The following is a 21851-nucleotide window of genomic DNA, read 5'->3' on the forward strand; positions in this document are numbered from 1 at the left end:
TTCAAGTTATTCCTTTGGCACTTTGACCACGCCGCGCATGTGCCAGAGATGAATGAGCTCTAATCGTTTTCGATATTGTTTCGCCTGAAGTCTGCCTTTTTTGTATCTTTTCTTCAATAGCTGCATATAATCTTCAATCTTAATATGATAGTCTTCCATTCTTTTACCCACCCTCACCAATTATCTCATTGTCATATTCCCGAATTTAGTCGAAATGTAACATGAAATTTTGAATAAATGGGCAAAAGTAAGAAAAAAGGATTACTCGCCTAATTGCTTAATATCGTTTAATAAGTCCGTGTATACTTTGACATCATCTAGCAACCCACTCTTCTCCAAAAAGTCAGGGGTCAGTTCTCCGTTCTCTACTGCCGTTTGATACTTATCTATTCCATCTTGAAACGTTTGATTATGTTCCATCACCTGATTATGAATATCTTCAAATACAGAGGGTGGAGATAATTCATTAAATTCTTCAATCGTTGTATTCATTTCTTCAAGTGCCTTCTCTAACTCAACACGTGCATTTTGATCAGAGACAGCTTTCTCCGCTAACGAAGGAATTTCTTTTGAAAATTGTTGAACATCGTTAATGTATTCTGTTGCTTCTGGTACATAATTAATTCCGTTTGTTACGTCTTCCACTGCCGAACATCCTGTAAGAACGCTGAACGATAAAAGAACAGCCAATAATGTCTTTTTCATTTCGATCTCCTCATTTCTTTAGAATTTACTTTATATGAATCTACATAATTTCGATTTTCACTTATTATTTTCTACGGATTGGCTGCAAATAAGTTTCAAATTGGGACATTCTAATACTAGTTCAAACAGAAAGGCTGATTAACATGGCAAAAAAAGATAAAGAAAATGAAGGTAAAAAAGATCTATACTTAGACGTTGATCGAATGATGAACGAAGGAATGGCCGGAGGTACGGTAGCTGACGAAAAGGATCTCAATCAGATCGGCTATGATTCAGGGATCACCGATCAAGAAGAACCGCCAATAAAAGTAGATAAAAAGAAGTAGAGCCGCTCATTTTGAGCGGCTCTACTTCTTTATGATCTTAACTTATTCATTCTATGCAGTACATGATTATAACGGCGATCGAGCTCATCTTTTTTGCTGAGATCTGAACAAACAGAAAGCTGACTGATCAGTTCTGCCATCTCAAACTGCAGCTTAAGCAACTCATCACCATCGTGATTCTGCTCGTTTTGGGTTCCACTTCGTTGTTTCTTAAACTCTGTATAGTCCCCTTCGAACCAGTATACCTTAGGTGGCTGCAGCTCTAAAATATGAGTGGCTGTCTTTTCCATTAAACGTCTGTCATGTGTAGCTAAGATAAATGTACCAGGATAGGCTACTAAGACTTCTTCTAACGCTTCCCTTGTAAACAAATCTAAGTAATTTGAGGGTTCATCTAGTAACAATAAATTGTAGTCACTTAAGAAAAGTTTTGCGAGAGCAGTCTTCATCTTTTCACCGCCACTCAATACATCTACTCTTTTAAAGACATCTTCACGTTTAAATAACATTCTTGCTAATATGGTTCTAACCCATGTTTCATCGTACAGACTACGTTCCATCACGTTCTCAAGAATACTTTTTTGTGGATCCAAAATATTAAGATGCTGATGGAAGTAGCCGACTTTAAGCTGATTAGACTTTTCAATCGCTTCATTTCCTTTATAGATTTCTTGAAGTAAGGTGGATTTTCCGGTTCCGTTCTTGCCTGTTAAAACGATCTTCATCCCCGGTTTTACAGAGAACGTAAGATTTTGAACCAGTGGTTTTTCATCAAACCTTAAAGAAAGATCTTTAACAACTAAGACTTGTTTTCCATGAACCTTAGAGAATCGTTGTATATCGAATTCCACATTCTGTTGCTTCTTTGGCTTTTCCTTCTTATCGAGCATCTCGATCCTTTTCTCAATAACCTTCGATTTCTTCTCAAGTGAACGCTTTGCATTCTGAAGTTTTCCTTTTCCTAGCTTTGCTTCACTATAAGACATGCGAGTTGGTTTGTTCTTCAAGTCTCTCGCTTTAGATGCTTTTTCCTTAGCCGTTCTCTCAAGTCTTGTTTTTTCTTTAACATACTGTTCGTATTCAAAGTGTTTTCGTTTGAGTTGTTGATCTTTTTGAATCAGATAATCTGAATAGTTACCAGGATATGTTGCGAACGTTTGGTGATCGATTTCGACGATCTTTGTGCATACCGTATCTAGAAATGCACGGTCATGTGAGACAAGCAAAAGTGCTCCTTTAAAACGTAAAAGTTCATCTGCAAGTTGATCCATTCCGTCGACATCAAGATGAGACGTAGGTTCATCTAAGATAAGGATATCTGGATCTTGTTCTAGAGCAGCGGCGATTTGAGTCCGCGTTCTTTCACCACCGCTCATCGTGTCATACTTTTTGCCTTGCAGGTTCCAAGCGGCTTCACTTTTTGAAGTAAGACTTTGCTCCTCTTTGGCAAACTGACTTACGATCCCAAGTGTTCCGTAATGTTGGACGGACCCTGCATCTCTAAGCTCAGTTTCTGCAAGTAATTTTAGAAACGTTGATTTTCCAGAGCCGTTCAAACCAACAAGACCTACTCGGTCATTAGTAAAAAGTTGAAACGGCTCTGTTTGCTTTATAATTAATTTTCCATCATACGATTTTTCTAATTGCTTCGCCTCTAATAAAAGCACAAAAAAAACCTCCCCTATTAACTAGAGAGGTCTGCCCAAGCCAAAATAAGTATCACAAAAAAACACGCAATCACACGTTTTTTTGCAACAAAAAAACAGGCCTGTAATGAAGTCCTAAAAATGGGCAGAGAAATCCTATCTAGCGTTCTACTTTTTTATTCAAGTAAATGGCTAAAATCAGATTAATTGCGCATTGGACGTATACACCTGTTCCTTCCGTTGTTTTTCTATATTGTAAGGTAGTTCGTATCCTGTCGTCAAGAATCCACTCGCTACTCCTGCACCCAGTTTAAATTCACCTTTCGCTGATTCGCTCCAGGTCGTGTATCTTTTAATAAGCGAATGAATAATAACCCTTTTCGATAAAAAGCCTGAACGGGCTCTTGCAGAACTTTTTCGGGTAAATGGATCTCTCGATTAAACGCACCGAGTTGAAATTCCTCCGAATTTAAATGATAGGAATCTAACGTCAGCGATAACTTTCCTTGTACGGTCAGCTTAAACGGATCGACCATAACTTCAACATCCTCTGTACGATTTAAACCAGGCAACGCCAATACACAGCAAATTTCCTGTGGTGTGTCATAGATGTTGCAAAGAGGACTCTCATTATTTTGATTATTAGTCGACCTTTGATTTTGATTCGGTGTAAAGAACTGATCACCAAAATATTCTTCGGCCATCCTTTTCCAGTCCATCATTTGTTTCCAAGTGTCCAATTCAATCACCTCTTATGAAGGCGGCCCTAAAGGAACAGAAGGAGCAGTATCCGGATCCGGAATCTGAGGGGCAGGACCTGTAAAACCGCCTGTGTTAAATAATTGCGATATCGGCTGTATAACCCCGGCGCTTCCTATTTGGAGCACAGATGAGTTTTGTATGCCATCCACTCTTATCTGTTGAATGACGATCGTCTGACTTACAAAAAGGTTCATGTTTCCTCCTCCTCACTTTCCGGATAAGGATTTGTTAAGAAATTACGAATATGCTTCACACGAGATTGAAGTTTAACATCATTAACTGATCCAATATGAAGGATGGATGAACTGGACACCCCAAGAATATCTATTTTTCCAACTCTAATGTAGGGGTTCGCATGATACGTTTGTTTTACCTTATACACGGGACAAACTGGAACTAATACCGGCTGTGAAAAAACTTTGTATTTGCTGTATGGAACATTGAACGTTCCAAACTTTGTACTTTCTCTCTGGATCGCTAATGCTGCAGAAAAGCTATTGATCTTGTCAGTATCTCCTGTTTGCAGTACTCCTGAGTTAGCAAGAGAGTTTAAGTTGACACAGTCTACGATAGATGTACGATACATCATACACCTCTATAGGGGAACAAGTGATGTACCTAAGACTAAAGATTCCGGAGGTGTGTCGAATGCAGAACCTAGACTGATACAATCTGTGTCCCCGATCAATACGACTGACGATAACCCTACACCGATAATATGAATCTCTCCGACATATAACTCATGATTGGTTACGCAAAATTTCACTCTCATCCCCTCCAGTAGACTTTGAATCTCTCAAATGCACGATAAAAGTTTCGATGCCACGATAGATGTCCTCTTTTGTTTTTTGAATGATATCTCTTCTGCCCCGCTCATCTTTAGGCTCATATTTGGTGAGATAGTGTTTGATCCTTCCTGGAACTTGACGCTGTACATCTTCTAATATGAAGATTCGATAAGGTTCATCTAACGGAATGTTCATTTTACTTTCAAGTGATTGTAAATAAACGGGCGCTTCTTTCTCGAAAAAGCCATCCATCACTTGAATCATCTCTCGGTAGTTTGGATTTTCGATCGTACTTCGTTCCATCTTTCCTGGCATCTGAAGGGTGTTCTGACCAATATTGAACTGTTCGATCAAGTCTTTGCTATCAGTCGAAGACCCGAGCCCAATGTGTAGGGTACCTTCAAGTTTTTCTATCTTTAATTGATCAAACTTATATTCTACATTTTGAGGTTGAGATGAAATATTGCTTACTTTTTTCTTTAATGCTTTTATCTGATCTTCCAAGTCGCTAATCTTATCATTCTGATCGAGGATCATCTGTTGAAGCTTGCTCAAGTAATAGTTGCTCTCTTCATTCATACAATCAGCTCCTTAGTTAGATGTATGCCTACTACCTAAGGAATTTGCTTGTCGTTTAAAAATTTGCTGCTGCGTTACTGTCATTTACATCTGGGTCTTGTGTAAACGTAACATTATAGCCGTTCTCCAAACGAAGATTATCCCCTGTATTGAAAGATCCCGCCCCTGCATACGTTTTTGCGTAACTGACGGGGCATATGGTCTGGACGTCTCCCACATGAAAAACGCTGCCGCTCGATATGGAGTTTACTGAAACAGATCCCACAATTGCTGGCATATACGTTCATCCCCACTTTCAAGTACTTCTCATATGATATGCATCCGCCCATTCTTTTGTGCCTAAACGGTCTCATTCACCTTTAGGCTTCTACCTACATAACTTATTTGTAAAGGACGACGTCACAATCGTAACTTTTCTAGAAAAAGGGAGGTGCTAAAAGTGCCCTGTTTAATTGTAGCTCCTATTAATATTAATGCGGCAGAAGGGGTAGTGAATTTTGGCGATACGCTCGTCATCAATCCCAAATCAACAGGCAAAGGATACAACGGCTCTGGCGGAGGAAACACAGGGAATTTTATACAAACAACAAACGTAGTTAACGCAACAAACACTTTAGATCCTGATATTTTCGATTCGAATAATGCCGGCAATGCTTAGGGGGTATAAAGATGTTAGGCAAAGGTCCATTGATGCCTTTTTTTAATAACCGTTCTATGGATGACTGGCTAAATTCTTTCGACCAATACGTCAACAAAGGGCTCAATCAGTTCGAGAAGTTTGCAGACCAGATGTCGTTTGAAGTGGATACAGAAGAGACAACAGACGATTACAAGATTCGTGCAAATCTAAAAGACTATAACCCTGAAGACCTTCAGATTGAGATCCTCAATCAAGGACTTCAGATTAAAGCACAGCGCGAAGAAATACGGTCTACAAAAAACAGTCGAACGGGGCATTTTCAACAAAGAAAGGCAATGAAACGAACGGAGAGGTTCGTCCAACTGCCTTTTATGTTTCGAAATGAAGATGTTAAGGCTCAATATACGAAAGGCATCTTAACCATTTCCGTTAACAAAAATGGCGGGGAAGTTATGAATCCAACTGTACCTATACAAGTCGTTCCTAGCCAAAGTGGGAACCGTGTTGATAATGACAGTAATGTTGACAACACTTCTAAGGTAGTTACGAACAACGGGCAGTTTGAAGAGTAGGTGCAACATTTCGTTTTCTTATGTATCGTAACACCCTTAAAAAATGCTGACAGAAAAGGTAATCCGTTCACCCCTTTCTGTCAGCTTTCTTTTTATCTTCCTAATGTCGGTGCGATCCACACCTCGCCAGTTCCTTCAAAAACGTGCAGGTACCCTTCACCACTTGTCGCAGATCCAATGATAGAAGAGGATGCTCGTTTTACAGAAAAATCAATATCTCCTTTTCTTAAGAGCGCAAAGTTCCCATCTACTTGCAGCTTTTCATCATGAAGCTGTATCTTCATGATCTGTTGAAGCGGAACTGGACTCTGAAGCACACAAAAACCTGAGCCTCTTAATCTCGTTTGAAACAGGCCCTCTTCTCCTTTTATAGAAGACGTTAGTTTTTGTCTAGCTACACCTAGTTGGACGGACGGTTCTGCCGCATAGAACATTCCGCGATCTGCAACAACTTCTTCGTCGTTTAAGTTTAATAATAAATAATGACCATACGAGGGCTCTAAATAAATTTCTCCTGTTCCTTCATATAAAGGTTTGAACAGAGATTCTTCCGTTAAGATATTGGAAGCCATCTTCTTCATGAACCCTCCAACTCCACCGGCATTGCTTTTCAATCCAAGATCACCTTTCATAAACTGCAAGGCTCCGGCTTCAGCTTGGACAGCTCCTTGGCGCAATGTGATCCGAACTTGTTTTAACGATATTCCCGTTTCTTTGGCGTAGTACGAAGAACTTGAACCTGCACTTGTTACAGGCAACTGCTTATATTCAAGGACTTCAAAAGTTGCTCGACGTCCTTCTTCTTTTTCGATAACGTTAAAAAGTGATTCATTCATAACCATCAGCCTCCTCTTTCTAGCATAACAAACTCTGACTTTGTTTAAACAAAGCGTGGTATAATTCACACAAAGATATTGGCTAACGCCAACAGAATATGAGAGAGGCGTGATTTGACGTGCAGAACAAAATCATTCTTGTAACAACTGACTCATTTGGTAATGGCAACGATCCTGCTCTTGGAGAAAACGTAATGGAAACGTATTTTACGGTTTTGAAGCAGCAATCTGATCTTCCAGCTGCGATCTTTTTCATGAATCGTGGTGTTTATTGCCTCACAGAGCAGTCTTTATGTTCGCTGCATCTTAAAGAAATAGAAGATAAGGGTGTTAAAGTGTTCGCCTGCAAGACTTGTGTTGATCACTATAACGTAGAAAATGAGCTTGCTGCTGGAGAAATTTCAGGCATGGCACACTTTGTAGAACTTTCTGCTACATATGAAGTTATTACGATTGCATAATGTTTAAGTAATTTAAGGCATTTTTTGCACTCGATGTTGGGATTGAATGTGGTTGATTTCCGCTCCAGGTTGCTCGCTTTCCGCGGGGCAGGCGGTGAGCCCCTTGCCGCTTTGCGCCATTAAGGGTCTCACCTGACCGCTCGTCCCGCAGGAGTCGGCAACCTTACGCTACAAACAACTTGCAATGAAGTAAGGAAAACAAGATCCAATAGCAACACTTCTTGAGAGATTTATTTTAATAACAAAAAACGTACACCGAACTTGCAGATGTACGTTTTTTAGTTCTATCTTTTTTCTTCTCGAATAATTCTCTTTTCTCTAGTCGTTGCCTCGTCTCGTAATACTGGTTGTTCCCTAATAACCGTTTCACGATGAACATGATCTGCTTTTCTCACTGAGAATAGTCTTTTCAGCAACATGCCGACTACACCATACACAATGATTGCAACGATCGTTGACAGTTCGATCACGAATCCATTGGCTAGTTCGATGTTTGGAAATATCGCTGCAAATGGTAAAAGAAGTGGTTGGCTCAGTCCGTATATGAGCTGTACGAAAGCTGCTCCTTCATTTGCATTAAACAGTTGAAAAATAAAACGTAAAATTAAGATTAGCTGAATGATGCCTACTATGAATGAAATAATTGTGGCTGGAACGGAACGCCTCATCGCAATTCCCTCATTTCATTGGATTTGCTTCTAAACATACCCTTCTTTTCACAACATTAAGCATGCTCAATCGGTTTATTACTCTGGTCATACTGATTCAGCCAATTCTCTGTAAAGTCTACGAGTTCTCTCTGTGGGATCAGTCGACAATCGGCCATTCCTACTTTTCCTTTTTCGACGGGATGATTATTTTGCTCGTAAACCTCTCCAATCTCTTCGAATAATTCCTCCCGATAAGAAATTTGAGTGAACGACTGCCACACTCTTTGCCCATTACAAAAAATTGGACCAGCATTTTGTTCTGTTTCCGCTGAAGGAATACGATGTTCAGCAAGGTGCATGGAGGTATTCGAATCATAACCTACACCTAGCAGAAGAACATGACCCTGAAGTTCATAAACTCTCCCAAGAGGTGACTGTTCACCTAAACCAAAATCCACCGATTGATCGTTTATGATCGTTTCTTTATTTTTTCCCCATGCAGCAAATGATTCAGTCGGATGATTGCTTCTTAGAACACCAGGAAACGTACGAAATGCTTCTACGATCGCTCCCATGAAGTATGTAGGTGTTACAGCTGGATCAAATGCAGGCATCTCGTCTATGATTGTCGGCCACCAGTCCTTTGGTACAGGAGGGTTCAGCCATCCTGCCGGATCAGAATAATGAGCCGTATGTGTCGGCATTACCAATGTTCCTTCTTCTGTTATAACATCCATCAACGCTTGTACAACTGCCACAGGTCCGCCTACCACCCATCCTAGCGACTTCAAACTAGAGTGAACGATAACCGTCATTCCTTTTTTCAGTCCTAACAATTGAAGATCCTGTCTTAATGAGACCCTCGTTTTCGGATAATCGGTATGTACTTCTGCACCGCTCATGATTTTCACAACCTTCAGATTTTTTGCGCACTCTCATTATACCAAAAAAACGGAATACTTTAGTCGTGATTGTTTTTGATTATTTTTGGTTGTTTATGATTGAAAAATGTAAGGGCTTACGTTACAATGATGTCAAAGATAAAGAACACTTGGAGGTGTCAGGATGCTTACACCTGAAAGACATCGTAAAATCATTGAAATATTAGGCGAAAAGTCAGTAGTAACCATACAAGAACTCGTTGAAGCAACAGCGTCCTCTGAATCTACGATACGCAGAGATTTAAGTCAGTTACAGAGAGAAAAGAAGTTAAAACGTGTACATGGAGGAGCTTCACTTACTCACCAAAAAAGTGAGGAATTAAGCGTATTTGAAAAATCTGAGAGAAATGCTTTGGAAAAAGATAGTATTGCACAATATGCTTGTGACTTAGTTGAAACAGGAGATTGTATCTATCTGGATGCAGGGACGACAACTTTAAAGATGATTCCTTACCTTAAAAATAAAGAGATAACGGTTGTTACAAATGCCATCTCCCACCTTGAAGCTTTAAGTGAACACGAGATTAAGACTTACTTAATAGGCGGTCTTGTTAAGTCTAAAACAAAAGCACTTGTAGGAAGCAGTGCGATTAAAAGTTTAAGTGCCTATCGGTTTGACAAGGTATTCCTTGGGATGAACGGCATTCACATCGAGGCCGGTTACACTACACCCGATCCGGAAGAGGCCGCAGTAAAGGAATTAGCGATTTCTCTTTCACAAAAAGCATTCATATTAGCTGATCATACGAAGTTTCATGAGACTTCGTTTTCAAAAGTAGCGGAATTAAATGAGGCGATCATTATAACAGACGATATTGATGATGACGTCATCTATGATTTTCAAGACAAGACAGAAATAAAGGTTGTGACATCATGATATACACTTGCACACTAAATCCGTCCATTGATTATGTAGCTCGAGTGGAGGATTTTAAAGAAGGACAGATAAACCGCACATCAGATACATTTATCTATCCCGGAGGAAAAGGAATCAACGTTTCGCGAGTCCTGAAACACCTTGGTATAGAAAGTACTGCGCTTGGTTTCACGGGTGGTTTTACAGGTGCTTTTATCAAAGAATTCTTAACACAAGATCACATTCAGCATGATTTTATAGAGGTTTCAGAAGTTACAAGAATTAATGTGAAGCTAAAATCTCATAAAGAAACGGAGATTAATGGTCAAGGACCTGTAATCTCTTTAGAAAACCAACAGAATTTACTTCAAAAAATCAATAACATGAGAAAAGATGAGTTCCTTCTTCTTGCAGGAAGCATTCCCCCATCGATCTCTGATGATTTTTATGCCGATATTGCTAAAAAGTGTAAGGACAAAGGAGTTCATGTTGTCATTGATGGGGCTGGAGAACCGCTTCGTAAGACCTTAAAGCATCAGCCATTTTTGATTAAGCCCAACCACCATGAACTTGGGGAACTTTTTCAAACAAACGTCCACACGAAAGAAGATGCTATTTTTTATGGAAAGAAGCTGTTGGAAACAGGTGTACAGAATGTCATCGTTTCTATGGCTGGAGATGGTGCAATCTTTCTCAACAAAGATAGCGTTCTCGTATCAACCGTACCCGATGGAACCGTTAAAAATTCAGTAGGTGCTGGTGATTCTGTTGTAGCCGGTTTTCTTTCTAAGATCACCCAAGAACGCGACTATGCTACCGCGTTCCAATATGGAGTGGCTGCAGGAAGTGCTACTGCTTTTTCAGAAGACCTGTGCACATTAGAACAGGTAGAATCTTTACGAAAACAGATCATTATAGAAGAAATACTGTAATAAGGAGGCATTAAGATGAAAATTACAGATGTATTAACAAAAGATACAATCTTATTAAACTTACAGTCTCAATCGAAAGAAGCCGTCATAGATGAACTGATTGAGAAACTCTATACAGCTGGGAAACTAAATGATAAAGAAGCATATAAAGAAGCGATCTTAGCAAGAGAAAGTCAGAGTACGACGGGAATCGGGGAAGGAATAGCCATACCACACGCAAAAACGAATGCCGTTAGAGAGCCCGCTATCGCGTTCGGGCGTTCAACAGATGGTATCGACTATGAATCTTTGGATGGCCAAAACGCACATCTTTTCTTTATGATCGCCGCATATGAAGGCGCTAACAACGATCATTTAGCAACACTCTCCAGACTTTCTAGTTTTTTAATGGACCCTAACTTTAGAAAAAAGCTTGAATCCGCGGCTACAGAAAAAGAAATTTTAGATGCGATTGATACAAAAGAAAAAGAGATGGAGAAAGAAGAAACCCCTACCTCTTCTTCTTCGAAACAAAAAATACTAGCCGTTACAGCTTGCCTAACAGGCATTGCTCATACGTACATGGCAGCTGATGCTCTAAAAGCAAAAGCGAAGGAAATGGACGTTCATTTAAAAGTTGAAACCAATGGTTCGAGCGGAATTAAAAACGCACTTACGAAAGAAGATATTGAAGAAGCTCATGCAATCATAGTGGCTGCAGATAAACAAGTTGAGATGGAACGCTTTAACGGCAAACACGTGATTCAAGTTCCAGTTGCTCAAGGAATCCGAAAGCCTCAACAGCTCATTCAGCAAGCGTTAGATCAAGATGCTCCCGTTTATAAAAGTAACGGAGAAACTACGAAAGTTGATGAAAAGAAAGCAACATCACCAGGAAGATCTGGGTTTTATAAACACTTGATGAGCGGTGTGTCCAACATGCTTCCCTTCGTTGTTGGTGGAGGGATTCTGATTGCGATTTCGTTTATTTTCGGCATCAACGCAGCTGACCCGAAAGACCCTTCTTACCATCCGATCGCTGAAGCACTTAGCACGATAGGTGGCGGTAACGCGTTTGCTCTCATGATTCCTGTTTTAGCAGGTTTTATTGCGATGAGTATCGCAGATCGTCCAGGATTTGCGCCTGGTATGGTCGGAGGATTTATGGCCGCAACAGGAGGAGCTGGTTTCCTTGGTGGACTGATTGCTGGTTTCTTAGCAGGATATCTAGTTCTTGGATTAAAAAAGTTGTTTAGCAGCTTACCTCAATCGTTAGAAGGGATCAAACCTGTTCTTCTTTATCCGTTATTCGGAATTCTTCTCACCGGTCTGATCATGATGTTCATTGTGATCGAACCCGTGAAAGCATTGAACGACGCATTAACGTTGTGGTTAAAAGGGATGGGAACTGGAAATCTTGTTTTATTAGGTTTAATTCTAGGCGGAATGATGGCCGTCGATATGGGTGGACCTATCAATAAAGCAGCTTTCACATTCGGTATCGCGATGATCGATGCAGGTAACTTTGCCCCTCATGCAGCCATTATGGCGGGCGGAATGGTGCCACCGCTAGGCCTCGCACTATCAACAACGTTATTTAAAAAGAAATATACAAAAGCAGAGCGAGAAGCAGGGAAAACAAATTACATCATGGGAGCTTCCTTTATTACGGAAGGTGCTATTCCATTTGCTGCTGCCGACCCTGGCCGTGTTATCCCAGCCGCTGTTATCGGTTCCGCTGTAGCTGGTGCTTTATCTATGGTATTCGGGATTGGACTTCCCGCTCCACATGGAGGAGCGTTCGTTATCCCAATCGTGAACGGAAATCCATTGCTATATGTATTAGCAATTCTAATTGGTTCAGTCGTTACCGCTTTTATCGCGGGTATCCTGAAAAAAGAAGTTCAAGAAGACAAAAAAGAACTCGCAGCGTGATGTGAGAGGTAAAATTGAAACAGAAAAAGGATAAAGCTAACTCGACATGACGAGTAGTTTTATCCTTTTTCTTATGTGATGTTTTATTTACTAAATCACTTTATGTTTGATCACCTTGAAATCGTTGTTATCAATAGATTTTTAGCAAAAAATGTTTTTCTCTTCCTATGCAAGTTGATTGGAGCGCAAGGTGCGAGACTCCTATGGGACGAGCGGTCAGGTGGAGACTCCTAAGGGCGCAAAGCGGCAGGAGGCTCACCGTTCGCCCCATGGAAAGCGAGCAACCTGGAGCGGAAATCAAACTACTAGCAAGAGCAAATATTTTATTTAAACTTCTCTCGGAATCCATTCTCCAAGAAGCTCACCCATCTTGACCTTGCCTTTTTTTCCTGTAAACTTTAAAGCCCCTTTTGGAATACACAAAACAACAGTAGAGCCAAAAGAGAAATACCCAAACGAATCTCCTCTTTTTACAACGGATTCATAATTCGTACGTTCAATTGTATTTACATTCAAAGCACCGACCATAACATGTGCAAGAGGTTGTCCACTTGCATTCATTTGCGTAACTAATCTGTAATTACGAGTTAAAGGTCTTAGACCATGACGTAATCCAAGTTCGTTGACTGGTGCAGCTTCTCTTCCTAGTGTGTAAACAGACTCAACTTCAGCATCCACCGGAACATGAACTTGATGGTAATCTGTAGGACTTAAATAGAAAACAAACACTTGTCCTCCACTGTATTTCTTTGCTTCCGATTCAGAACCTAACAATTCCGTGACTGTATATTCCTGCCCTTTTACGGTAAAACGACTCTCTTCCGTAAGATGATCGACTACGGATAACACAGCGTCACATGGACTCACAAATGCATGAGCCTCTGAAGGAACGGGGCGAGCATCTGGTCGTAAATCACGGATGAAAACATCGTGAAGAGAATGATATTCTTTAAGCTCACGAGTCGCTTCGTTAATGTTTATTTTATATAGTTTCACGAATGATGGAATGAAAGGTTTACTTGCTTTAGATTGTGCGAATTTTTTTAGTGAACGTGCAACGACTGGATGACCGTTCAATTCAAAGAGATTTCTATAAAATTTGGTCATGTTCATGTTCTATCACCTAACTTTAATTTAGTATAATTGTTATCATTATTGATAACGGTTTTTGCATGGGATTTTTTGTTATACATACAGTATAAAACATTCTGTTAAATATATCAGTGTTTCCCCTTTTTAATGGCTCTTCTTAGATTCAGGTACTAACATCTGAACGAGTTTAACCTTTTTTTTATGTTTTGAAGGTCTGTTTGGCACAAATTTACCGATGAGTGTCTGCATTCCCTGACTCAGTTCTTCCCACTCTTCATCATCTAAATAAAGATCCAACTGGTTATAGCCAAAAATATCTGTTTTAAGATCCGTATTCCCGTTGAAATAAGCTTCCACCTCGCCCGTAACATTGGACACAAAGGTCATAAACATTTTCATATGCTCTTCTTTGGACAAATTGGCTGCCTCTTCAGCGGTGATATAGGTTGAATTTTGGTTCATAGCATACGTGCGTTCTACAGCACCACGGACTTTCTTTTCTTGAACCACATAAATGATCTCGTTTTTACTAAGTAGATTTAAATGCCTGTAAAGTGTGGCTTGAGGAACTTCAGATATCCATTCTTTAAGTTCCATTACGGTAGCCGGGCCTTTTGAAAGGTTTTGTATGATTTTCATTCGAACAGGATGCAAGATAAAATCTGCTTTTTTTTGCATGGTACTGAATCATCCTTTTTTATTATCATTATTGATAATGATAATGTTTTATCTTGAATTTGTCAAAAGAAAAAGAAGCACCCATAAAGATGCTTCTTGAACGCCTTCTATATCATTATGCTGCAGTATTATCATTTTCTAATGAATCTGTCTTTTGACCGATACTCCAACCAGTATAAGCAAGAAGTAATGTAAACATTGGGGACAGCCATAAGAATAATGCATATGGGATATAATCGATAACCGATACACCTAGTGTTGAAGCAAAGAATGCACCACTCACGCTCCAAGGAACGAGTGGGTTAACAAGTGTACCTCCATCTTCTACTGTTCTAGATAAGTTCTTTAGTGGAACCCCAGATTTAATATATGCGTCCTTTAACGCCTGACCTGGCAACAGGATAGAAAGGTACATTTCTCCTGCTAGTAAATTGATTCCTACAGAAGATGCTAGAGTAGTTGCAATTAGCTTGCTCGCTTTTTGAGTGGTGTTCTTTATAGCTCCAAACAATAGATCAAACATTCCTAAGGCTTGGATGACTCCGCCTAATCCTAGTGCAATCAGGACAAGAGAGATCGACCACATCATAGACATTAATCCACCTTTATTAACGATGGTATCAACTGTTTCATTCCCTGTCTGTGTTTGCAGACCATTCTGCATGGTATTCACTACTTTTTGCAGAGTAAGGTCAGGTACTAAGAAAAATCCAACGATGATTGACACTGTTACACCAGCTAAAAGAATAGGTATGATTGGCAGTTTACGAAACGCCAGAACAAGTACTACAACTGGTGATAGTAGCGTTAATAGATGGATTGGGAACTCACTTGAAAGCACTGACTGAATCTCTTTGATCTCTTGAAGATTCGCATTGCCTCCGCTACCGCCAAGTACGAAAAAGGCAATAGCAGTCAGGATGAATGCCGGGACAGTAGTCCACATCATATGTCGAATATGTTCAAACATATTCACGCCAACAACACCTGGTGCAAAGTTCGTTGAGTCAGACAATGGCGACATTTTGTCTCCGAAACACGCTCCAGAGACAATCGCTCCTGCAGCTAATGCTGGGTTCACTCCAAGCACGTGACTGATACCCATCAATGCTACACCTACTGTACCAACTGTTGTAAAAGAACTTCCAGTAAAAGACGAAACAATAACTGTAATAATTAGAGCACTTACTGCAAACCATTCAGGCTGAATGATATCCATTCCGTAAAATAATAATGTAGGAACTGTTCCACTTAACATCCAGCTTGCTATAACAAGTCCAACTGTTAAAAGAATCATGATCGGCTGCAAGCCAGCTATGATACCATTAACTATTCCTTTTTCAATCGTCTTCCATTGTGCTCCAAAAGCCACTCCTACTGCTCCTAATAAGATCAGGCAGGCTAACAATGGAATATGCGGTTCAACTTTTATATACACGAGACTCGTGAACATCACAGCAAAAATCATTGTAAACAATCCAAGAGCCACCGGTAAACTTATTTGTTTTTTCATGTAAATCTCTCCGTTCATCTTCTTCCACTTATTCACTTAAACGCTTTTACGCGTTGAAGCGTGTTGGTGACTGTTCTTATACTAACGAACTTTACAGAAGCTGTCAACATTACAGACATGGTAAATTAAAGAAGAGAACGTTTTGGAGGCTGATTATATGAACAGGATTAGAAGTTCAGTAAAAGCATTAATCATTCATAATCATCATGTGTTAACAATAAAAAAAGGGAATAAAGAAGAAATGAAATATGTTATACCGGGTGGAGGACAGGAGTTTAATGAAACTTTAACTGACGCCGTGATCAGAGAATGCTTGGAAGAGCTTGGCGTACAGGTAGAAGTTGGTCCATTGTTGTGGGTTCGGGAATTCATCAGCAAAAACCACGTTGAGAATCAAAAAGAAGAGGACCGAATACATATTGTAGAGCACATCTTTAAAGCTTCCTTAGAGAAGGTCCCGAAACACTTTCAACCGCTTTCTCCAGATTCTACTCAACTAGAAATCGAATGGCTCCCTATCGATCGGCTATCAGATTATAATTATTATCCCAAAGAGATCATTCCATTGATTAAAGAGATGAGCCATTTGAAAGACAGTAAACTTACTTATGTTGGGGATATAAATTAGAACTTTAAAAGGGGGAGTTTGCTTTGTGGTGGCTGCTGCTTTTTGTCATCCTGATTTTAGTATTAGCTTTCATCATAGATTACAGAAGAAAGAAAAGAAATGATAACCATACCCGTAGTGTCGACCCTAGCGTAAGGCAAGGGGAAGTAGGTAGCAATTGGAATAGCGGTGATGGTCCGAATGGATTATAGAAAATAAAAACGCAGAGGGAGTTCATTTCCTCTGCGTTTTCGTGTGTTTTTTACTGCTTCAAATATTCATCTTCCCCGTCTTGCAAAATCTACAAATCGGAAACGATCTAGTCGGTGACGAGATTCTGTGTATTGAAAGAGGCTCGCATCTTCTAGGTACACATAGTTTTTTACGACAACAATATGTTTAAAATCATCAAGATCCAACAATTTTTTATCTTCCGCTGTACAATCTACAACGACAATTTCTTTTTTTGCAAAACTGATCTTCAGTCCTAACTCATTCTCTAAATAAGCGTAAATGGACTGTTCAGCAATTTCTTTCGTGAGCTTTGGTACGTACTTTTTCAAGAAATAATCTTTGTCCAAAATGATGGTCTCTCCATCAAGCTGCCGAGAACGAATTACTTTCCATGTAAGCTCTTCAGGTTCTGTCTGAAGCTGCTGTTGAAGAAACTCATCCGGTTCAATCAAACCAAATTCATGAACAGTCGTTACACTGTTTTTTCCCATAGAATCGGACAATTCTTGGAAACTTACTAATCCCGAAACAGGAAAGCTAAATTTGTTTGTCTCAAGAACGATGGATCCTCTACCACGGATTTTTTGTATAAACCCGTTTTGCGATAAAAGATTTAGTGCCTTTCTGACCGTTTCCCTCGATGTCTCGTATTGGTCTGCTAAATCATGTTCGGATGGAAGCTGAGTATTAGCTTTTATAACACCTTCTTGTATTTGTGCAGATATTTCCTGATAGATTTCTTGAAATTTATTTTTTCTCATCCTTATTCACCATACATAGTGTAGCATTATTTTTTTAAGTGAAAAACGACAGATTCGTACGGTCGTAAAGAGAAGGAAGAAAAATCTTCTAGTGTTCCTTCATAGTTGCTGATCAAAACTTCTGCAGAGAGACCTGTAAGATCGATTGATTTTGGCAGTTCAAAATCTGTGCCCTTACCATAGAAATTATTCACGACAAGAAGTTTTTCCCCATTGTCAGCATTACGAACATAAGCAAATATTTCAGGATGATCCTCTAAGATTAGTTGATAATCACCATATGTGATAACATCTAGTTCTTTTCTTAGTTTATTGAGCTTTTGGTAATGATAAAAAATTGAGTTTTCATCATTTACTGCTGCTTCGGCGTTGATCTCTTTAAAGTTTGACGCAACTGGTATCCAAGGTTCCCCTGTCGTGAACCCAGCATTTTCACTATCATTCCATTGAACGGGTGTACGAGAATTGTCACGTGATTTATGCTTAAGAATCTCGAGTACTTCCTCTTCGGTATAACCCTCTTCTTTTAAAAGATTGAACATGTTCAACGACTCTACATCACGATACTGATCGATTGTTGTAAATTTAGGGTTGGTCATCCCAAACTCTTCGCCTTGATAAATATAAGGTGTTCCTTGCATCATATGAATCGTAGTCGCCAGCATTTTTGCGGATTGTACACGGTATTCACCGTCATCGCCGTAACGGGATACGATGCGCGGCTGGTCGTGGTTACACCAGAATAATGCGTTCCACCCTCCACCTTTATGCATCTCCACTTGCCATGTCGAAAGAATTTGCTTTAATTTTTGAAAATCAAAGTCGGCAATACTCCATTTTTCACCGTTCGGATAATCGACTTTTAGATGGTGAAAGTTGAACGTCATGCTCAATTCGTTCCGCTCAGGATTCGTATACTTGATGCAATTATCGATCGTTGTGGATGACATCTCACCTACTGTGAGGACATCATATTTTGAGAACACTTCCTTGTTCATCTCTTGCATAAATTCATGAACGCGCGGACCATCTGTGTAGAATTTCCGTCCGTCTCCTGGTGCTATTGAGCCATCATCAGTAGGGAAATCTTGATTTTTTGAAATCAGGTTAATGACGTCTAAACGGAAGCCGTCTACCCCTTTTTCAAACCAATAGTTCATCATCTCGTAAACGCGTTGGCGAACTTCTGTGTTTTCCCAGTTCAGATCAGCTTGTGTCACATCAAATAAGTGGAGGTAGTATTGACCGGTTTCCTCATCAAGCTTCCAAGCTGAACCACCAAATTTTGAAACCCAATTTGAAGGCTCCTCACCTTCAACAGGATCTTTCCAAATATAAAAATCACGATATGGATTATCTTTTGACAGTCGCGACTGTTGAAACCATTCATGCTCTGTACTTGTGTGATTTACTACGATATCCATGATGATCTTCAAATCTCTTTTGTGTGCCTCAAGAAGCAGACGATCAAAATCTTCCATCGTTCCATAATCTTCAAAGATTTTATAATAGTCCCGAATGTCATAACCGTTATCTCGTTGAGGAGAGTCATAGATCGGAGTAAGCCATAAAACGTCTACTCCTAAATCTTTTAGATAATCTAACTTCTCAATGATTCCGTCAATATCGCCTGTTCCGTTCCCAGTCGTATCGTTAAAGCTCTTCGGATAGATCTGGTACACAACGGATCGTTTCCACCAAGGTTCCTTCTTCATACTTTCACCGCCAAATATATTTTAGTAATGAAAACAACCGGAAATAAAATATTGCGATTCCGGTCGTTTTTGTTTAATTGTCTTACTTCGATTTTTTCACTTTTGCATAAAGGTACGTTAATAAAAACGGTACGACAAGTGCGATTCCCATTCCAATAAAGAATGAACCCCAGCTTCCTGGCAAGATGGAAAGGAAGCCCGGAATACCACCTACTCCAATAGATGACGCACGAACGCCAGCAACTGTGATCACGATTCCAGCGATCGCTGAACCAATCATCGCGAATATGAACGGATAACGGAAGCGTAGGTTCACTCCGAACATCGCTGGCTCAGTGATTCCGAGGTATGCTGATAACGCTGAGGTTCCAGCAAGTCCTTTAAGCTTCTCATCACGCGAAGCCACAAACATCGCAAGTGCAGCAGATCCTTGTGCAATATTTGATAGGGCAAGCATCGGCCATAAGAATGTACCACCTGTATTTGAAATGAGTTGTAAGTCGACCGCTAAGAACGTATGGTGCATACCTGTAACAACGAGCAATGAGTAAAACCCACCATAGATCAATCCGCCTAACCAGGCAAAGTTATCAAAGATTGATACGAAAAAGTCTGTAATGCTGTTACCGATCGTAAACGTGATCGGTCCGATAACGATAAAAGCTAAAAATCCTGTTACTAATAATGTGATTGGTGCTACCAATAAGAGCTGTAAGGCATCAGGAATACGTTTTTTCAAGAAAAGTTCTATTTTCGCTAAAAAATACGATGCGATTAGAACGGGCAATACTTGACCTTGATATCCTACTTTTTCAATCGGTAGACCAAATAAGTTCCACGTTGGAATATCCTTTGTTTTTCCGTAATCCCATGCGTTCAATAGATCTGGATGGACAAGCATCAGTCCAAGTACGATACCAAGTAATGGACTTCCACCAAACTTCTTAACCGCTGACCAACCGATCAGACCTGGTAAGAACACGAAAGCAGTATTCGCGATCAAGTTGATCATTCCAGCAAGATCAGCCCAGTTCTGATGAACATCAATAAATGATTTCTTATCATAAAAAATGTCGGGGCCAGTCAAAATGTTGTTGATCCCCATCAGTAGACCTGCCGTTACGATGGCAGGAAGAATAGGAATAAAAATATCTGCTAACGCTTTTATCGCACGTTGTAGTGGATTGAGCTTCTTACTCGCCTCATCCTTGATGTCTTCTTTAGACGCGCGGCCTGTACCTGTGATATCAATGAACTCGTTGTAAACCTTATCAACCGTTCCTTGCCCAATCACGACTTGATATTGGCCGTTTGTTGAAAACGAACCTTTTACGAGATCAATATTCTCTAGAGCCTTCTCGTCTACTTTTCCTTCATCTTTAAGAGCAAGACGAAGGCGCGTCACACAGTGAGTAGCTGCTGATATATTTTCTTTACCGCCAAGAGCCTCGACGATTTGTCCAGCTGATTCGCGTATTTTGCTCATTCTGTTCCCTCCTAGAAACCGTTTCCATTTCATCTGAAAAAAAGCTACATAACTCTATACCCTTAACTATCAGTTGATGAAAACTGGTTCACTCCTATAATGTGTCTAAGCGTTTTCATAAAATACAACTTGTATATACATCTTACAAAAACAATTTAACCTGTATATACAAATATGTCAATCGCTTTGATTACTTGGAGAATTTTACCTCAGTGAGCTACTTTTTCTTTTCTCCTTATTTTTTGCTATAATCTGTTCATATAGAGAAACGAGAATAAAGGAGATTTTATGATGTCACCTAAAAAAGCACTTACGATTGCAGGATCAGATACAAGCGGTGGAGCTGGTATTCAAGCTGATTTAAAAACTTTTCAAGAGCTAGGCGTTTACGGTATGACTGCTCTAAATGTTGTGGTTGCTCAAGACCCACATCGTGAATGGTTTCATGAAGTGTTCTTGCTTCCTAACGATCTTTTCAAAGCTCAATTAGAAACGGTTGTTTCCGGAATTGGTGTTGATGCACTCAAAACTGGCATGCTTGCTTCCGTAGAAGCTATACAAATAACAGCAGATCTTATTGAAAAGCACGATCTTCAAAACGTGGTAGTAGACCCTGTTATGGTTTGTAAAGGAGCAGAACCTCTACACCCTGAACTCGCTAGTACATTACAAAATGTTTTGGTACCTAAAGCGACGGTTGTAACGCCAAATCTATTTGAAGCTGCACAACTTGCTGGTATGGAGCCGATCACGACAGTTGAACAGATGATGGAAGCTGCTCATAAGATTCAAGCGAATGGAGCTAAATATGTAATCGTTAAAGGCGGCGCAAAGCTTGAACATGAAAATGCCGTTGACGTTCTTTATGATGGACAAGAGTTTGAAGTTTTAGAATCTGAAAGAATTGAAACAACATGGACACACGGGGCAGGCTGCACGTTCTCAGCAGCGATTACCGCTGAACTTGCAAAAGGAAAACCTGTACGCGAAGCCATCCTAACGGCAAAAGATTTTATTACAGAAGCTATCGCAGCAGGATTTGAAATCAATCAATATGTAGGACCAACTTGGCATGGTGCTTACCGTGAAAAATTAAACAAATAATTATTAGTGAAGACTGATCATTTTAGATCGGTCTTTTTTGTTCTATAAACTAT

General features: G+C 39.9%; 27 protein-coding genes. 9 read left to right on the top strand and 18 right to left on the bottom strand.

Going from position 1 to position 21851, the window contains the following annotated elements:
* Positions 1 to 6: 6 nt before the first annotated feature.
* Both ACFS5O_RS02940 and ACFS5O_RS02945 read right to left on the bottom strand, forming a co-directional pair.
* The gene (locus ACFS5O_RS02940) at positions 7 to 159 is read right to left on the bottom strand and encodes a hypothetical protein (RefSeq protein WP_205724460.1); all 153 of its coding nucleotides are present in this window, start codon (positions 157 to 159) and stop codon (positions 7 to 9) included.
* A 102-nt stretch (positions 160 to 261) separates the two neighbouring features.
* Positions 262 to 705, bottom strand: coding sequence for a DUF6376 family protein (locus ACFS5O_RS02945; protein ID WP_205724459.1), 444 nt, complete (start codon positions 703 to 705; stop codon positions 262 to 264).
* 143 nt (positions 706 to 848) lie between these two features.
* Here ACFS5O_RS02945 and ACFS5O_RS02950 point away from each other — a divergent pair, with 143 nt between their 5' ends.
* Positions 849 to 1031, top strand: coding sequence for a hypothetical protein (locus ACFS5O_RS02950; protein WP_205724458.1), 183 nt, complete (start codon positions 849 to 851; stop codon positions 1029 to 1031).
* A gap of 29 nt (positions 1032 to 1060) precedes the next feature.
* Here ACFS5O_RS02950 and abc-f read toward each other — a convergent pair whose 3' ends face one another.
* From abc-f to ACFS5O_RS02985, 7 genes are all read right to left on the bottom strand, one after another.
* Complete coding sequence (gene abc-f, locus ACFS5O_RS02955) at positions 1061 to 2698, bottom strand: ribosomal protection-like ABC-F family protein (RefSeq protein ID WP_205724457.1); 1638 nt, start codon at positions 2696 to 2698, stop codon at positions 1061 to 1063.
* Between the two features lie 272 nt (positions 2699 to 2970).
* Positions 2971 to 3417, bottom strand: coding sequence for an Hsp20/alpha crystallin family protein (locus tag ACFS5O_RS02960; RefSeq protein ID WP_205724456.1), 447 nt, complete (start codon positions 3415 to 3417; stop codon positions 2971 to 2973).
* A gap of 12 nt (positions 3418 to 3429) precedes the next feature.
* A complete protein-coding gene (locus tag ACFS5O_RS02965; protein ID WP_066391066.1) occupies positions 3430 to 3633 on the bottom strand; it encodes a spore germination protein GerPB in 204 nt (67 codons plus the stop codon).
* Positions 3630 to 4028, bottom strand: a complete 399-nt coding sequence (locus ACFS5O_RS02970) for a spore germination protein GerPE (RefSeq protein WP_379838628.1) — start codon at positions 4026 to 4028, stop codon at positions 3630 to 3632. Before ACFS5O_RS02970 ends, ACFS5O_RS02965 begins: the two co-directional genes overlap by 4 nt.
* A 6-nt stretch (positions 4029 to 4034) precedes the next feature.
* Positions 4035 to 4211, bottom strand: coding sequence for a spore gernimation protein GerPD (locus tag ACFS5O_RS02975; RefSeq protein ID WP_144703998.1), 177 nt, complete (start codon positions 4209 to 4211; stop codon positions 4035 to 4037).
* Positions 4180 to 4806 (bottom strand): spore germination protein GerPC, encoded by a 627-nt coding sequence (gene gerPC / locus ACFS5O_RS02980; RefSeq protein WP_205724454.1) that lies wholly within the window; start codon positions 4804 to 4806, stop codon positions 4180 to 4182. The genes ACFS5O_RS02975 and gerPC overlap by 32 nt, the downstream gene beginning before the upstream one ends.
* Positions 4807 to 4861: 55 nt before the next feature.
* Positions 4862 to 5083, bottom strand: a complete 222-nt coding sequence (locus ACFS5O_RS02985; RefSeq protein WP_066391062.1) for a spore germination protein — start codon at positions 5081 to 5083, stop codon at positions 4862 to 4864.
* A gap of 162 nt (positions 5084 to 5245) precedes the next feature.
* On the opposite strand from ACFS5O_RS02985, the gene ACFS5O_RS02990 reads away from it, so the two are divergent.
* Both ACFS5O_RS02990 and ACFS5O_RS02995 read left to right on the top strand, forming a co-directional pair.
* Positions 5246 to 5464: a spore germination protein gene (locus tag ACFS5O_RS02990; RefSeq protein ID WP_066391061.1), complete on the top strand. Its 219-nt coding sequence runs from the start codon at positions 5246 to 5248 to the stop codon at positions 5462 to 5464.
* An 11-nt stretch (positions 5465 to 5475) separates the two neighbouring features.
* Positions 5476 to 6018, top strand: coding sequence for an Hsp20/alpha crystallin family protein (locus tag ACFS5O_RS02995; protein WP_205724453.1), 543 nt, complete (start codon positions 5476 to 5478; stop codon positions 6016 to 6018).
* 92 nt (positions 6019 to 6110) lie between these two features.
* Here ACFS5O_RS02995 and ACFS5O_RS03000 read toward each other — a convergent pair whose 3' ends face one another.
* Entirely contained in the window at positions 6111 to 6854 is a 744-nt protein-coding gene (locus ACFS5O_RS03000) for an AIM24 family protein (RefSeq protein WP_205724452.1), read from the bottom strand.
* Between the two features lie 119 nt (positions 6855 to 6973).
* On the opposite strand from ACFS5O_RS03000, the gene ACFS5O_RS03005 reads away from it, so the two are divergent.
* On the top strand, positions 6974 to 7315 hold the full coding sequence (locus tag ACFS5O_RS03005) for a DsrE family protein (protein ID WP_205724451.1): 342 nt from the start codon (positions 6974 to 6976) through the stop codon (positions 7313 to 7315).
* 284 nt (positions 7316 to 7599) lie between these two features.
* On the opposite strand, the gene ACFS5O_RS03010 is transcribed toward ACFS5O_RS03005, so the two are convergent.
* Positions 7600 to 7983 carry a YggT family protein gene (locus ACFS5O_RS03010; protein WP_205724450.1) on the bottom strand — a complete coding sequence of 128 codons (384 nt, stop codon included), beginning with the start codon at positions 7981 to 7983 and terminating at the stop codon, positions 7600 to 7602.
* A 56-nt stretch (positions 7984 to 8039) separates the two neighbouring features.
* On the bottom strand, positions 8040 to 8867 hold the full coding sequence (locus ACFS5O_RS03015; protein WP_205724449.1) for an AAC(3) family N-acetyltransferase: 828 nt from the start codon (positions 8865 to 8867) through the stop codon (positions 8040 to 8042).
* A gap of 163 nt (positions 8868 to 9030) precedes the next feature.
* Between ACFS5O_RS03015 and ACFS5O_RS03020 the strand changes: the two genes are divergently transcribed.
* Genes ACFS5O_RS03020 through ACFS5O_RS03030 form a run of 3 tightly spaced genes read left to right on the top strand, consistent with a single transcriptional unit; the run spans position 9031 to position 12608 of the window.
* A complete protein-coding gene (locus tag ACFS5O_RS03020; RefSeq protein ID WP_205724448.1) occupies positions 9031 to 9783 on the top strand; it encodes a DeoR/GlpR family DNA-binding transcription regulator in 753 nt (250 codons plus the stop codon).
* On the top strand, positions 9780 to 10694 hold the full coding sequence (gene pfkB / locus ACFS5O_RS03025; RefSeq protein WP_205724447.1) for a 1-phosphofructokinase: 915 nt from the start codon (positions 9780 to 9782) through the stop codon (positions 10692 to 10694). The genes ACFS5O_RS03020 and pfkB overlap by 4 nt, the downstream gene beginning before the upstream one ends.
* A 15-nt stretch (positions 10695 to 10709) precedes the next feature.
* Positions 10710 to 12608, top strand: a complete 1899-nt coding sequence (locus tag ACFS5O_RS03030; RefSeq protein ID WP_205724446.1) for a PTS fructose transporter subunit IIABC — start codon at positions 10710 to 10712, stop codon at positions 12606 to 12608.
* 327 nt (positions 12609 to 12935) lie between these two features.
* On the opposite strand, the gene ACFS5O_RS03035 is transcribed toward ACFS5O_RS03030, so the two are convergent.
* The 3 genes from ACFS5O_RS03035 to nhaC all read right to left on the bottom strand — a co-directional run bounded on the left by ACFS5O_RS03035 (position 12936) and on the right by nhaC (position 15891).
* On the bottom strand, positions 12936 to 13721 hold the full coding sequence (locus ACFS5O_RS03035; protein WP_205724445.1) for a phosphatidylserine decarboxylase: 786 nt from the start codon (positions 13719 to 13721) through the stop codon (positions 12936 to 12938).
* Positions 13722 to 13844: 123 nt separating this feature from the next.
* Positions 13845 to 14378: a helix-turn-helix domain-containing protein gene (locus ACFS5O_RS03040; RefSeq protein WP_205724444.1), complete on the bottom strand. Its 534-nt coding sequence runs from the start codon at positions 14376 to 14378 to the stop codon at positions 13845 to 13847.
* A 115-nt stretch (positions 14379 to 14493) separates the two neighbouring features.
* A complete protein-coding gene (nhaC, locus tag ACFS5O_RS03045; protein ID WP_205724443.1) occupies positions 14494 to 15891 on the bottom strand; it encodes a Na+/H+ antiporter NhaC in 1398 nt (465 codons plus the stop codon).
* 157 nt (positions 15892 to 16048) lie between these two features.
* Here nhaC and ACFS5O_RS03050 point away from each other — a divergent pair, with 157 nt between their 5' ends.
* Positions 16049 to 16519, top strand: a complete 471-nt coding sequence (locus tag ACFS5O_RS03050; protein WP_205724442.1) for an NUDIX domain-containing protein — start codon at positions 16049 to 16051, stop codon at positions 16517 to 16519.
* A gap of 257 nt (positions 16520 to 16776) precedes the next feature.
* Here the strand turns inward: ACFS5O_RS03050 and treR are convergent, their stop codons facing one another.
* The 3 genes from treR to treP all read right to left on the bottom strand — a co-directional run bounded on the left by treR (position 16777) and on the right by treP (position 20694).
* On the bottom strand, positions 16777 to 17493 hold the full coding sequence (gene treR / locus ACFS5O_RS03055) for a trehalose operon repressor (RefSeq protein ID WP_205724441.1): 717 nt from the start codon (positions 17491 to 17493) through the stop codon (positions 16777 to 16779).
* A 26-nt stretch (positions 17494 to 17519) separates the two neighbouring features.
* Entirely contained in the window at positions 17520 to 19208 is a 1689-nt protein-coding gene (gene treC / locus ACFS5O_RS03060; RefSeq protein ID WP_205724440.1) for an alpha,alpha-phosphotrehalase, read from the bottom strand.
* 82 nt (positions 19209 to 19290) lie between these two features.
* Positions 19291 to 20694, bottom strand: coding sequence for a PTS system trehalose-specific EIIBC component (treP, locus tag ACFS5O_RS03065; RefSeq protein ID WP_205724439.1), 1404 nt, complete (start codon positions 20692 to 20694; stop codon positions 19291 to 19293).
* Between the two features lie 291 nt (positions 20695 to 20985).
* Here treP and pdxK point away from each other — a divergent pair, with 291 nt between their 5' ends.
* A complete protein-coding gene (pdxK, locus tag ACFS5O_RS03070; RefSeq protein ID WP_205724438.1) occupies positions 20986 to 21798 on the top strand; it encodes a pyridoxine/pyridoxal/pyridoxamine kinase in 813 nt (270 codons plus the stop codon).
* Positions 21799 to 21851 lie beyond the last annotated feature (53 nt).

Source organism: Fictibacillus nanhaiensis, from assembly GCF_042686385.1.
In the GTDB taxonomy this organism is placed as follows: domain Bacteria; phylum Bacillota; class Bacilli; order Bacillales; family Fictibacillaceae; genus Fictibacillus; species Fictibacillus nanhaiensis.